8 protein-coding genes and 1 pseudogene are annotated in these 13,634 nt (G+C 72.5%); 5 read left to right on the top strand and 4 right to left on the bottom strand.

Annotation, left to right across the window (positions count from 1 at the left end):
- Positions 1-9 precede the first annotated feature (9 nt).
- Positions 10-576 (bottom strand): winged helix-turn-helix domain-containing protein, encoded by a 567-nt coding sequence (locus OG767_RS11310; RefSeq protein ID WP_405093359.1) that lies wholly within the window; start codon positions 574-576, stop codon positions 10-12.
- 258 nt (positions 577-834) lie between these two features.
- On the opposite strand from OG767_RS11310, the gene OG767_RS11305 reads away from it, so the two are divergent.
- Positions 835-5,226 carry a S8 family serine peptidase gene (locus OG767_RS11305; RefSeq protein WP_405093358.1) on the top strand — a complete coding sequence of 1,464 codons (4,392 nt, stop codon included), beginning with the start codon at positions 835-837 and terminating at the stop codon, positions 5,224-5,226.
- Positions 5,227-5,376: 150 nt separating this feature from the next.
- On the opposite strand, the gene OG767_RS11300 is transcribed toward OG767_RS11305, so the two are convergent.
- Positions 5,377-6,165, bottom strand: a complete 789-nt coding sequence (locus OG767_RS11300) for a winged helix-turn-helix domain-containing protein (protein ID WP_405093357.1) — start codon at positions 6,163-6,165, stop codon at positions 5,377-5,379.
- 330 nt (positions 6,166-6,495) lie between these two features.
- Between OG767_RS11300 and OG767_RS11295 the strand changes: the two are divergent.
- Positions 6,496-6,729, top strand: a pseudogene (locus OG767_RS11295) (hypothetical protein); the annotation flags it as partial.
- A 30-nt stretch (positions 6,730-6,759) separates the two neighbouring features.
- Here OG767_RS11295 and OG767_RS11290 read toward each other — a convergent pair.
- A complete protein-coding gene (locus OG767_RS11290) occupies positions 6,760-7,770 on the bottom strand; it encodes a sigma-70 family RNA polymerase sigma factor (protein WP_405093356.1) in 1,011 nt (336 codons plus the stop codon).
- Between the two features lie 70 nt (positions 7,771-7,840).
- Positions 7,841-8,824 carry an FAD-binding oxidoreductase gene (locus OG767_RS11285; RefSeq protein ID WP_405093355.1) on the bottom strand — a complete coding sequence of 328 codons (984 nt, stop codon included), beginning with the start codon at positions 8,822-8,824 and terminating at the stop codon, positions 7,841-7,843.
- Positions 8,825-9,121: 297 nt separating this feature from the next.
- Between OG767_RS11285 and OG767_RS11280 the strand changes: the two genes are divergently transcribed.
- The 3 genes from OG767_RS11280 (at position 9,122) to OG767_RS11270 (ending at position 13,584) form a co-directional block, all read left to right on the top strand.
- Positions 9,122-10,003, top strand: a complete 882-nt coding sequence (locus OG767_RS11280) for a helix-turn-helix domain-containing protein (protein ID WP_405093354.1) — start codon at positions 9,122-9,124, stop codon at positions 10,001-10,003.
- A gap of 4 nt (positions 10,004-10,007) precedes the next feature.
- Positions 10,008-10,190, top strand: coding sequence for a DUF397 domain-containing protein (locus OG767_RS11275; RefSeq protein ID WP_405094192.1), 183 nt, complete (start codon positions 10,008-10,010; stop codon positions 10,188-10,190).
- Positions 10,191-10,428: 238 nt separating this feature from the next.
- A complete protein-coding gene (locus OG767_RS11270; RefSeq protein ID WP_405093353.1) occupies positions 10,429-13,584 on the top strand; it encodes a hypothetical protein in 3,156 nt (1,051 codons plus the stop codon).
- Positions 13,585-13,634 lie beyond the last annotated feature (50 nt).

Here is a 13,634-nt window from a genome sequence, read left to right as displayed (position 1 = left end):
GCATAGGCGTCAACCGCCCCGGATCCGGGGACCATGGTGATCGGTGAGCCGCAGCCCGACGCCGCGCACCGCGACGATGGTGACGCCGGTGCCCAGCTCGCCGAGCTTACGGCGCAACCGCTTGACCAAGGACTGCACGTCGGCGCGGCGCTGGGTCGGCGCGTCGTGCCAGACCGCGTGGCGCAGCTCCGGGTAGCTCCACACGCGCACCGGCTCGGTGGTCAGGCAGGCCAGCAGGTCACGCTCCAGCCGGGTCAGGGCGACCTGCCGGCCGGCCCAGCGGGCGGTGGACCGGGCCACGTCGATCACCAGCGCGCCGTCGGGCCGGGGGTCGGGCGGGGACCCCGCCGCCTCCGGATGCGTGGACGCCGGCCGCCGCCTACCATCCTCCTCGGGAGCGATCACCTCGCGCAGCTCGTCCAGGTCGGCGACCAGCAGCAGCGGCGCCACGCCGCCCAGCAGCTCGGTGAGCCGGAGCCGTTCGGCGGGTGACGGTGTCACGCCGATGACAAGCGAGAAGTGGTGCCCCGCCGGGTCGGTGCCGGGGGACGTCGCGTCCGGGTCGTCCGTCGTCACGCCGCCCCCCACCGTGACAGTGACTGTCAACCGGGTCACCGAGTCGGGGACCTGTTGGTGACAAGTTGCTTACGTACGGTCATTGATCGCCCGTTGGTGTCGATCATAGTGTCCACTCGGGTGGCCGGCGTAGACCCGCACGGCGCCCAGGGGGCCTGGGGGGTTCGTTTCAAACCGGTGTGACCAGTCGGGAGCGCAGTCTCCTGGCCCTTCTGTCGTGGCTCGATCAAGCGCGGGTCATCGGAGGAGGCAGCACCGATGCTGAGACGTCCACACCGAACGGGACTGGCCGGGCGGCTGGTGAGCGCGGGCACCGCCCTGCTGCTCGCCGCGACCGCGCTGGCCGCCACCGGCGCCCCGGCGCAGGCGCAGATTGGCGCCGGCGCGTCGGCCGGCGACAAGATCCGTCCCGAACTGACCCGGCAGCTCCAGGGCAAGAGCGAGGGCGACTTCTGGATCCACTTCGGCGACCAGGCCGACCTGGGCAAGGCCGGCGCGGTCAAGGACTGGAACCAGCGGGGCGCCGCGGTCGCCGCGGCCCTCAAGAAGACCGCCGCCGAGAGCCAGGCGAAGATCCGCGCCGAGCTGGACCGCTCGGGCACGAAGTACCAGACGTTCTGGGCCACCAACGCCATCAAGGTGACCGGCGGGTCGCTGACCATGGCGCAGAACTTCGCCGCCCACACCGAGGTGGACGGCATCTACGCGCCGGTGGAGTACAAGCTGCCGGAGACCACCCCGGGCACCGACCAGAAGTCGACGAACGCCCTGGAGTGGGGCATCGCCAACATCAACGCCGACGACGTCTGGTCCCAGTACGGCGTCAAGGGCGCCGGCATCACCGTGGCCAGCATCGACAGCGGTGTCCAGTTCGACCACCCGGCGCTGGTGAACGCGTACCGGGGCAACAACGGCGACGGCACGTTCGACCACAACTACAACTGGTACGACGCGGCCGGCGAGTGCGACGACGGGCCGTGCGACTCCGACGGGCACGGCACCCACACCATGGGCACCATGGCCGGCTCGGACGGCGCCAACCAGATCGGCGTCGCCCCCGAGGTCAAGTGGATCGCCGCGAACGGGTGCTGCCCGACCGACGCCGCGCTGATCTCCTCCGGCCAGTGGATGCTGGAGCCCACCGACCTGGCCGGCGAGAACCCGGACGCCAGCAAGCGGCCCAACATCATCAACAACTCGTGGGGCACCACGCAGCCGTCCAACGAGCCGTTCATGGAGGACGTCACCGACGCGTGGACCGCGTCCGGCATCTTCGGTGTCTGGTCCAACGGCAACAACGGTCCGGCCTGCCAGACCAGCGGCTCGCCGGGCAGCCTGGCCAGCAACTACTCGGCCGGCGCGTACGACATCAACAACAACATCGCCAGCTTCTCGTCCCGGGGCACCGGTCAGAACGGCGAGATCAAGCCGAACATCTCCGCCCCCGGCGTCAACGTCCGCTCCAGCGTGCCGGACAACTCGTACGCCAGCATCAGCGGCACCTCGATGGCGGCGCCGCACCTGGCCGGCGCGATCGCGCTGCTCTGGTCCGCGGCGCCCACGCTTGTCGGTGACGTCGCCGGGACGCGCGCGCTGCTCGACGGCGCGGCGGTCGACAAGGCCGACACGCAGTGCGGCGGCACCGCGGACGACAACAACGTCTACGGCGAGGGTCGCCTCGACGCGCTCGCGCTGCTCGCCGCCGCCCCGATCGGCGACAACGGCACGCTGGCCGGCAAGGTCACCGACGCGGCCGGCGCCGCGGTCCCCGGCGCGACGGTCACCCTGACCGGCGCGGCGGACCGGACGCTGACCACCGGCGCCGACGGCACCTACTCCTCGCTGCTGCCCGCCGGCGACTACCAGGTGGTGGTCTCCGCGTTCGGGTACGCGAGCCGCACGCTGACCGCGACCGTCACCAAGAACACCACCACCACGCTCGACGTGGTGCTCACCGCGGTGCCGAGCGTCACGGTCAGCGGGCAGGTCACCGACGGGTCGGGGCACGGCTGGCCGCTCTACGCGAAGGTGAGCGTGGCGGGCACGCCGATCTCGGACTACACCACGCCGGCCACCGGTCGCTACAGCCTGAAGGTGCCGGCCGGGTCGACCTACCGGCTCACGGTCGAGCCGCAGTACGCCGGCTACCTCACGGTCACCAAGGAGGTCACGGTCGGCACCGGCAACCTGACCGCGAACGTCGCGGTGCCGGCGGACCCGGAGAAGTGCGCCACCGCCCCCGGCTACACGGTCAGCTCGGACGGCGAGTACGAGACGTTCGACGGCACCGGTGTGCCGGACGGCTGGTCGGTGGTGGACAACGCCGGCTCCGGCCAGGTCTGGGAGTTCACCGACGCCGGTGAGCGCGGCAACCTGACCGGCGGCACCGGCCGTTTCGCCATCATCGACAGCGACAACTACGGCAACGGCGGGAGGCAGGACACCTCGCTGGTCAGCCCGGTGGTCGACCTGACCGGGGTGAGCACGCCGGTGATCCGGTTCAACCAGGACTACAACTGGCTGAACAGTGACCGCGCGGACGTCGACCTGAGCCTCGACGGCGGCACCACCTGGAGCAACGTGCTCCGGCAGGCGGCCGACGTACGCGGCAAGGTGACCGAGGTGCCGATCCCGCAGGCGGCGAACCAGTCGCAGGTGCGGGTCCGCTTCCACTACTACGACGCGAGTTGGGAGTGGTGGTGGGAGGTCGACAACGTGCTGATCGGCAGCAAGCTGGTCTGCAAGCCGGTCGACGGCGGCCTGGTGCTCGGTCACGTGCGCGACAAGAACGACAACAGCTACGTCAACGGCGCCACGGTGACCAGCAAGGACCGCCCGGCGGAGAAGGCCACCACGGTCGCCACCCCGGACGACACCGAGCTGCCCGACGGCTTCTACTGGATGTTCTCGTCGCTGACCGGCACGCACCCGTTCACCGCCAGCGCCGGCAACTACGTGAGCCAGACCAAGCAGGTCACGGTCGAGACGGACTGGGCCACCACTGCGACGTTCCAACTGGCCGCCGGCCGGCTGTCGGTGCAGCCGACGTCGCTGACCGGGACGGCCCGGATGCCCAGCGGCAAGGTCAGCAAGACGTTCACCGTCACGAACACCGGCGGCGCGCCGGTCGACGTCGAGTTCAGCGAGCGTGACGGCGGGTTCGTGCTGCAACGCGCCGACGGGTCCCGGCTCTCCGAGCAGGCGCTGCTCGGCTCGACCGGCGCACCGGCGCAGCGGTTGACCGCGGCGACCTCGTTCGCGGCCCGCTCGTCCGGCAAGTCCTCGACGTCGGTCGCGCCGGCCGGTCCCCAGGCCGACCCGTGGACCGCCGTCCCGGGCTACCCGGCGAACGTGATGGACAACCGGGTCGTCACCGTCGACGGCAAGGTCTACTCCATCGGTGGCGGCGACGGCACCACGTCCAGCGCGAAGAACTACCGGTACGACCCGATCGCGCAGACCTGGACCGCCATCGCCGACCTGCCCGGCGCCCGTACCGCGATGACGGTCGGCGTGATCGACGGCAAGATCGTCGCCACCGGCGGCTGGGGCGCCTCCGGCCCGGACGGCGCCACCTGGTCGTACGACCCGGCGGCGAACACCTGGACCGCGAAGGCGAGCAACCCGGCGCCCCGGTCGGCCGCCGGCCAGGCCGTCGCGGGCGGCAAGCTGTACGCGGTCGGCGGCTGCACCACGGCGAGCTGCCTGCCGATGTCCAACTCGGTCGTCCGGTACGACCCGGGCGCCAACACCTGGGAGACTCTGCCCGCCTACCCGAAGTCGGTGGCGTTCCTGTCCTGCGGCGGGATCGACGGCACCGTCTACTGCACCGGCGGCAACGACGGCACGAACTCGCAGAAGGCCGGCTACGCGTTCGACCCGGGCGCCAACGCCTGGACCGCCATCGCCGACGCGCCGGCCGACAACTGGGCCGCGTCGTATGCGGTGGCGAACGGCAAGCTGCTGGTCGTCGGCGGGTCGCAGGGCGGCGCCATCACCAACGCCGGTTTCGCGTACGACCCGGCGACCAGTTCCTGGGCCAACCTGCCCAACGCCAACGCGCCCCGCTACCGGGGCGGCGCGGCCTGCGGGTTCTACAAGGTCGGCGGCTCGTCGGGCGGCTTCACCGCCACCAAGGACAGCGAGGTCCTGCCCGGCTTCTCCGAGTGCGCCGAGGTGGCGGCCGACGTCAGTTGGCTGACCGTCGACAAGTCGAAGGTGACGCTGGCACCTGGCGCGAAGGTCACGGTCACGGTCGGCATGACCGCGAACGTGGACCAGCCGGGCACGTACTCGGCGTCCATCGTGATCAAGGAGAACACCCCGTACACGGTGGCGCCGGTGGCGGTCACCATGGTCGCGCAGCCGCCGACCACCTGGGGCAAGCTGTCCGGCACGGTCTCCGGCAAGAGCTGCCAGGGCGCCACCGCCCCGCTGCCGGGCGCGACCGTGCAGGTCGACTCGTGGGCGAACTCCTACACGTTCACCACCGACGCCGACGGCCGGTACGCCTACTGGATGGACCGGCGCAACAACCCGCTCACGCTGATCGTCGCCAAGGACGGCTGGAAGCCCCAGACCCGTCCGACGAAGATCAACTCCACCACGCCCACGGTCGAGGACTTCACCCTCTCCCCCACCCGCTGCTGACCGCAGCATGACGTGGACGGCCCGCCCGGCGCTCCGCACCGGGCGGGCCGTCCCTCGTCCACGTCGATCTTGCACTTCCGGCCCGTGCAAGACGCGCGAAAGGGGCAACTCGAAGACCATAAGTGCAAGATCGCGGGAAGGGTCAGGGGGTCAGGGAGTCAGGCGGAAGCCGACGCCTCGGACGGCGTGGATCGTGGTCGGGGCGTTCAGGCGGGCCAGCTTGTGCCGGATGCGGCGGACCACGGAGTGCATGTCGGAGCCCCGACCGAGGTGGTCGTTGCCCCAGACGGCACGGTGCAGGCGGGCGTACGTCCACACCTGACCCGGGATGCCGGCGAGGCAGACCAACAGGTCGTGCTCCAGCGGCGTCAGCCCGACCTCCCGCTCCCGCCAGCGCAGCACCCGCCGGTCGGAGTCCACGGCCAGCTCCGGCCCGGACGAGTCGACCGGCGACCGGTCCGCCACCTCGGCCGACGACCCGGTCGTCGGGGAACCGGCGGGCGGCCCGGCCGATGAATCAAGCGGAGATCTGGCCGGGGAACCGGCGGGCGGGTCGGCGGACGGATCGAGCGGAGACCTGGCCGGGGAACCGGCGGGTGGGTCGGCGGACGGATCGAGCGGAGACCCGGTCGGGGAACCGGCGGGCGGGTCGGCCGATCCGGCCGACGGGTCGACCGGCGGGGCCGGCGTCCCGGTCCGGGAATCAGCCCGTGGGGCCGGCGTCCCGGTGCGGGGATCGGCCGGCACGTCGCTGTCGGCGGCGGGGCTGACGACCCGCCGCGTGATAGCCGGGCGGCGGACCAGGTCGAGGAACCGGCGCGCCTGATGGGCACTGGAGACGATCAGGAACGTCTCGGTGCCGCCCAACAGTTGGGCGAGTTGCCGGCGTTCGGCCGCCGTGGACGCGATGCCGATGACCAAGGACGGGATCACGGTCATCCGTTCCCACCTTTCCGGCAGGCTGGGGCGCAGCGCCGGCAATTACCGCGACATTTTCGACGCGGCGGATCGGGCCGGCCACCGGGCGTGGAGCGTTGCGGCGCACCTGGTGCGGAGACGGCCTGAAGCGTGCTGGAGCTGCGGTTTCGTGAGGCTACGGGGCGAGCTACCGGGGATCATATAGCCGCCCAACGATGATTGGTATAGCAGTTAACGTCGATGTAACTGCGTTCGGCGAGATGACCGGCGGAAATTGCGGCCGGTCGGCACGCGTCCGAGAAGGACTCGGGTCGGCGTACGCCGCCGGGCCGGTGGATCCGGCCGGAGCCGATGAGAATCCGGGCGTACGCCGGTCTGATCCGCGTGACCACCCTCGTGTTCCGCCTGCCCGGCACGACGCCGACCCGCGCGGACGTCGCGGTCCGCTGCGCCGAGTTGGCGGAGACGTTACGGGGCCGCGACCGGGGCGTGGTGATCTGCGACGTGTCCGCGGTGACCCGACCCGACCTGGTCACCATCGAGACGCTGGCCCGGCTCCGGCTGACCGCCAAGCGGTTCGGGTGGCGGTGGGAGACCCGCGGGGCCGGTCCGGCCCTACGCGACCTGGCCGGCCTGCTGGGGCTCGCCGACACCCTCGTCGAGGCGGTCCGGCAGGCCGAAGAGCGGGAACAGGCGCTCGGTGTCGAGGAAGTGGTTGAGCGAGGTGATCCGGCCGCCGGAGAGCCCCACCACGATCAGCGACCAGGGCACGTGCCCTGAGCCGGGGCCGGGCCGGTACTGCCCGAACGCCGGCATGCCGTTGGCCGCCACCGGCACCAGCCGGGATCCCCGGCAGCCGTGACCCGTGCCGGTCATCCACGCCGTGATGTGGTCGGGGCCGCGCAGCCACAACGGCACCGGCGGCATGGACAGCGTCGCGTCCTCGTGCAGCAGCTCGGTGAGCGCCGTGAGGTCGTACGACTCGAACGCGCGCACGTAGCGGGCCAGCAGCGCCTGCTGCTCCTCGTCCAGCGGCCGGCGCACGTCGGTGTCGGCGCCGGTCGACGCGAGCGTGGCCCGCGCCCGTTGCAGCGCACTGTTGACGCTCGCCACCGACGTGTCGAGCAGGTCCGCGACCTCCTGGGCCGACCAGGCCAGCACCTCGCGCAGGATGAGCACGGCCCGCTGCTTCGGCGGGAGGTGCTGCAACGCCGCGACCAACGCCAGCCGGACCGACTCCCGCCCGGCGATCACGTCGGCCGGGTCGCCGGACTCGGCGAGGACCCGGTCGTCCGGCACCGGGCCCACCCAGATCTGCTCCGGGCGCGGTTCGCCGGGATGGGCGGCGGTGCCGCTGCCTGCGGGACCGAGATCCATCGGCCGGACGCGGCGCTGCGCGCTGGCGGTCATGTTCAGGCAGACGTTCGTGGCGATCCGGTACAGCCAGGTCCGCAACGCGGAGCGCCCCTCGAACCGGTCGAAGTTGCGCCAGGCCCGGACGAAGGTGTCCTGCACCGCGTCCTCGGCCTCGAAGGCCGAGCCCAGCATCCGGTAGCAGTAGCCGGTCAGCTCCGACCGGTACGCCTCGAGTTGCGCCTCGACGGGGACGCTCGCCACCTCGTTCACACGTTCGAAACTAGCCCACTCGCTGCGCGAATGCGAACACGCACGACGCGAGTTGACATCCGGACGGCCGTCACCGTTCCCCGATCGTCGGTAGGTGCAGGTGGTCGGCGGGCACCCCCGCGATGGTGAGCCAGCGACGGGCTGCCGTGTTCATGGCGGGTGGGCCGCAGACGTGGACGTGGTGGCCGGGCCGGTGGTGGTGGATGGCCAGCGCGATGGCGGTGCCCTGCTCGGCGGGGGCGGCCTCGGGGTCGTCGGAGAAGGCGGGCACGATGGTCAGCCAGTCGTGGGCCTGTTGGAGCTTGTCCAGGGCGATGGCGTCGTAGACGTCGGCGAACGTGCGCGCGCCGAGGACGAGCGTCACTCGCCTGCGGTGCGGCTGTTCGGCGACCTGTTCGGTGAGGGCGCGCAGCGGCGCCAGGCCGGTGCCACCGGCCACCAGCAGCACATCATCGGTGCCGTCGGTCAGTTCCAGGCCGGTGTCGGCGGGTGCGCCAAGGTGCAGCAGGTCCCCGGGGCGCACCTCCTCGACGAGGCTGTGTGAGACAGCCCCGCCGGGGACGGCACGGACGTGGAACTCCAGCGTGCCGTCCGGGCGGGGCGCGTTGGCCGGCGACAGCCACCGCCACCGTCCCGGGTGGTGGGGCGTGCACACCGGGACCGCCTGCCCGGGTCGGTGGGGCAGCCGCCGCCACGGTCGTACCGTCAACACCGCGACGCCATCGACGGCGCGGTCGTGGTCGACCACCTCGACCGGCCACCAGGCCGGGCCGTCGCCCACCCGCGCCGCGGTCCGCTCGACCAGCCGCCACACCCGCCACCACCGCACACCGGGCAACGCGCCGCCGATCACCGCCGCGTGCCAGGGTCGCAAACCAAGACTGCGGTACGCGCAGCCGAGCACCCGCAGCGACGCCAGGCGTGCCGACCGGTCGTCGCCACCGTCGATCAGTCGCAGCAGCGAGGCGTGCAGCAGCGGCGCATCCGCCTCCGGCAGCAACCCGGGACAGCGGTTCTCGACCGCCGCCCAGAACCGGCCGGCCTCGTCGGTCACGGCAACAGCCCGACGTCGACACCCGCCGCCTGATCCCACCGGGCGGCACGGACGTGGTGCGGGAGCAGACGGTTCGCGGTCATGTGAATCATCACGTCTCCTCTGTCGACTGGGGACCGACATCGGGGCGGGCACCGGGATGAGGTTCCGGAACAGGTGCCCGCCCCGGGCGGGCGCCGCCGCGTCGCGACAGGCGCCCCACGATGGTCAATTCGGTGCTGGCCGGAGGCAATGTTTTGCCGCAGAATGCGGACCAAGGGATGAGGTGCCTTACGCGACAACAACAGAGGAGATGACGTGGACGACTCGGGAAGCACCGTCCCGCGTAGGCAACTCGGCAGATATCTGAGAGAGATTCGCGAGGACGCACACATCACGGTGAGCGCGGCGGCCAAGGAACTGGAATGGTCGACGCCCCGGATCTGGCGTTACGAAACGGGCCAGGTCTCCATGCATCCGAACGACGTGGAGGCGATGTGCCGGGTGTACGGCGCGTCCCGCGAAACGATCGAGACGATGCGGGCGCTGGCCCGGGAGACCAAGGCCCACGGCTGGTGGCACAGCTACGGCGAGGCGGTCAAGGACTGGTTCAAGCTGTACGTCGGGCTGGAATCCGCCGCCACCAAGATTCGGAAGTACGAGGCCAATCTCGTGCCGGGCCTGTTGCAGACCGTCGAATACATGACCGAGGTGATCGCCACCGACAATCCGCAGATGAGCGAGACCGAGCGACAGGCGAAGGTGGACGTGCGGCTTCGGCGACAGCGACTGCTGGCACGCGCGGTGCCCCGGGCGCCTTTCCTCGACGTGATCCTTGGCGAGCCGGTGCTGCGCCGACCACTGCGCGATCCGGCCGCGATGGCCCGACAGCTCGATTCGCTGGTGGTGGCCAGTCAGCGGCACAACATCAGCATTCGCGTGCTTCCGCTCAGCGTCGGTCTTCACCGCTGGGCCGCGGCGGGCACGTTCACCATGCTCGACTTCCCGACCGATGTGCGGGAGCAGGAGCCGACCACCATCTACATGGACGGGCCCTGTGGTGCCGTCTACCTTGACAAGCCACACGAGATCCAGACCTACGAGGACGCGTGGCGCTCGCTCGGTGAGCGGACGCTCGACGCCGATGAGTCCCGTGAGCTGATCACGGAGATCGCGAAGGAGATGACCCATGGAACGTGACGGGGTGTGGCGCAAGTCGTCCCGGTCCGGCGGCGAGGGCGACTGCGTCGAGGTGGCGGGGTTCGCCGACTCGGTCGGCGTGCGGGACACCAAGGATCGGCAGGGGCCGTCGTTGAGCTTCGACCCGGCGAGCTGGACCCGGTTCGTCGCGGCCACCCGCACCGGCCGCTTCGACAACCTGACGTGAAGCGGTGACGGCGAGTCGGGCGGGCAGATTCTCTGCCCGCCCGCACCGGCGGACGGCCCACCACACGGTGGATCAGCGACACGTCGCCGTTGAACAGCGAGCCGACTCCCATCCCACGAGATTGCCGTTCCACATCATTGGATTCGTATAGATCTTGGAAGAAAACGGCCCCGATGAGGGCCCAAACGTTCCAAGATCTCCCGTCCGGCGAGCGGGCCGCCGCCACTACGATGCGAGCGTGGCTCAGGTTCGGGGTCCGTACCCGTTGGTCGCCGCCGTCATGGTGGTGCTGCTGCTCGGCGCGGGCGTGGCCTGGGGCGTCGACGGCGCGCTGGGGTTGAGCCACACCCCCGCCGACGTGCCACCCGAGACGGCCGTCGCCGCGCCGCCCCGGGCGCCGGCCCCGGTGCCGCCGCTGGCCTCGATCGTCGTGGCGGACCAGCTCCGCACGGTCAAGGCCGCCGCAGCCGTGGCCGACGCGCTCGCCGCCCGGGGCCGCCCCCGCCCCAAGATCACCCTGACCACGCCGGACGGCACGACTCCAGACGGCACGCCCTCGGGCGGCACGACTCCGGACGGCACGACTCCGGACGGCACGGCCTCGGGCGGCACGGCCTCGGGCGCGGGGGCGGCGCCGCCGCCGGACCTGTCGGCGGTGACCACGCTGCGGGCGGAGCTGCGGGCCGGCGACGCGCCGGAGGCGTACCGGATCGACGCCCGCGCGGCGGAGCTGACCGTCACCGGTGACCTGGCGGGCGTCACGGCCGGGCTCTACCGGCTGGCCGACCGGATCCGCTCCGGCGCCGAGGTGCTGCCGGCGGCGGAGGCCGGCCGGCCGGTGGTGCCCCGGTTGGGGCTGCGACTGACCGACGCGGGCTCGGTGGGGCGCGAACCGGACCGGGCGGCGTTCGCGGCCGGCGACGACTACCGCCTCAACACCGACATCGTCTCGCCCGCGGTGCTGCCCCGGGCGCCGTGGGTGGACGCCGCGGCGGTGGCCCGCATCGACGCGCAGTTCCGGCAGTTCGTCGACCACGCGGTGGCGCAGGGCTACAACGGCGTGGTGGTGCCCGGCTTCCTGGAGTACGTGACGTTCGCCGGCGTCGGCGACGGGCACGCGGTCTACCCGGCCGGCGACCCGCACGTCGACCGGGCCCGCGCGATGGTGGCGGCGTTCGGGCCGGTCCTCCGGTACGCCGACCAGATGGGCCTGCGCGTCTTCCTGCTCACCGACATGCTCGCGGTGTCGCCGCCGCTTCAGGCGTACCTGGACCGGACCGTGGGCGGGCTGGACACCACCGACCCCCGGCTCTGGGCGGTCTACCGGGCCGGGCTGGCCGAGCTGTTCGCGAGCATGCCGTTCGTCGCCGGCCTGATGGTCCGCGTCGGCGAGGGCGGCGACGTGTACGCGGGCAGCGGCTGGGACTACGGCTCGAAGCTCGCGGTCACCACCGCCGAGGGTGTGCGCGCGATGCTGCGGGCGCTGCTCGACACCGCGGCCACGGTCGACAAGGAGATCATCTTCCGCACCTGGACGGTGGGCGTGGGCGCGGTCGGCGACCTGCACACCAACCCCGACGCGTACGCCGAGGTGCTGGGTGGGTTCGACGATCCGCACCTGATGGTGTCCACCAAGTACACGCTCGGCGACTTCTACAGCCACCTGCCGTTGAACACCACGCTGCGCGTCGGCGCGCACCGGCGGATCGTGGAGTTCCAGGCGCGGCGCGAGTTCGAGGGCTTCGGCGCGCTGCCCAACGACCTCGGCCCGCTGCACCGGGCGGCGCTGCGCGCGTTCCTCGCCGCGAACCCGCACGTGGAGGGCGTGTGGAACTGGACCCAGGACGGCGGGCCGCTGCGCGCCGGGCCGATGTCGCTCTACCTGCGCGCCGGCTTCTGGCAGCTCTACGACCTGAACACGTACGCGGTGGCGCGGCTGGCCTGGGACCCGGACGCCGATCCGGCGCGGGTGACGGCGGACTGGGCGTATCGGACGTTCTCCGCCGACCCGGCCACGGTCGCGGCGATCGGGCAGGCCATGGCGCTGTCCCGGGCCGCGGTCACCACCGGCCTCTACATCGGCCCGTACGCGGACACGTCGGTGCGGGCGCTCGGGCTGGAACCGCCGCCGATGATGTGGATCTTCGAGTGGGACATCCCGACCGGTGACTCCGCGGCGCTGGACAGCATCTACGCGGTCACCGGCGACCGGGTCGACGCGGCGGTCGCCGAGGGCGGCGCGGCGGTCGCCACCGCCCGGCGGATGCGGGAACTGGTGGCCGGCACCGACCCGGCCACGTGGCGGGACGGCGCGCTGCGCGAACGCTTCGTCGACACGCTCGACTACCAGGTGGACCTGTTCGTGACGCTGGCCGCCTACCGGACCATGGTGCTGCGGCACGCGCAGTGGCTGGACACCGGTTCCGGCACCGCGTACGCCGACTGGCGGTCGGCCGCCGCCGCGTACCGGGAGGCGCGGGACCGGCACCGGCAGCGCTACGGCGGGGACGTCGACCTGCCGGCGTACCGCTTCACGGCGGCCGACCTCGGCGCGCAGCGGGCGGACCACGACCCGGCGATGGCCTGGGCGGCGCGGGCGCTGCTGGTCCTGGTCGTGGCCGTGGTGGCGCTCGGGCTGCGTGGGCGCGGGCCGGGCGGCGCGGCGGCGCGGGCGCTGCTGGTCGGCGCGTTGCGGCCGTGGCGGGTGGCGGCGCTGCCGGTGCCGTCGGCCCGGCTGGACCGGGTGCTGGTCTGGTTGGTCCCGGCCGGAGTGCTGGTGGCGAGCCGGCTGGTGTTCACCTGGTTCGCCGCGCCCGCGCACCTGCTGGTCACGCTCGGCGGGTGGGCGTTGTTCGCGCTGGTGGCACGCCTGGCGGTGGGTCGGCGGGACCCGTTCGGGCTGTGGGCGGTCCTCGGCGGCGTGGCGCTGCTGCGCAGCGTGCTGCTGCTGGCGGTGCTGGCCGGGCGCGGGCCGGGCGGCTACTGGTTCGTGTTCTGGGCCGAGCCGGCCCGCCGGTCGGTCTACCTCACCGTGGCGGTGGCGGCGTTCTGCTGGCTGTTCGTGGCGACCGCGCTGGTGCTGCGCGACCGGTACGGCATGCGCCGCCGGCGGGCCGCCGGGCTGACGCTCACCGCCGCCGGGGTGCCGCTCGCGGTGCTCGCCGGGCTGGTCGCCTGGATCGGCCCGGAGCGGGCGCTGACCGTCTGGAACGACCAGATGGCGTTGCTGCCGTGGGGGCTGTCCCGGATCCTCGGCATCACCGTCTACCTGGGCATCCCGACGGGCCTGGCCGGCTGGGCCGCCGGGGTCGGCGCGGTGCTGGCCGCCGCCGGGCTGCTGCTGTCGGTTCGTCGGCGCGCCCACGGGGGACCGGTGGGTCAGGAGCACCGGTGAGGCCCCGACAGCGGCGCAATCCCGTCGCGTCGCCGGTGTGCCCGGTGCGA

It is taken from the genome of Micromonospora sp. NBC_01392, assembly GCF_045040125.1.
Classification (GTDB): Bacteria; Actinomycetota; Actinomycetes; order Mycobacteriales; family Micromonosporaceae; genus Micromonospora.
Note: the sequence above shows the minus strand (reverse complement) of the source record. Positions and strands in the feature narration are given on the sequence as shown.

What these genes read in the sequence shown, in the direction of transcription:
- OG767_RS11305 (WP_405093358.1), top strand. Translation starts at nt 835, where the DNA reads ATGCTGAGACGTCCACACCGAACGGGACTGGCCGGGCGGCTGGTGAGC.
- OG767_RS11300 (WP_405093357.1), bottom strand. Translation starts at nt 6,165, where the DNA reads ATGACCGTGATCCCGTCCTTGGTCATCGGCATCGCGTCCACGGCGGCC.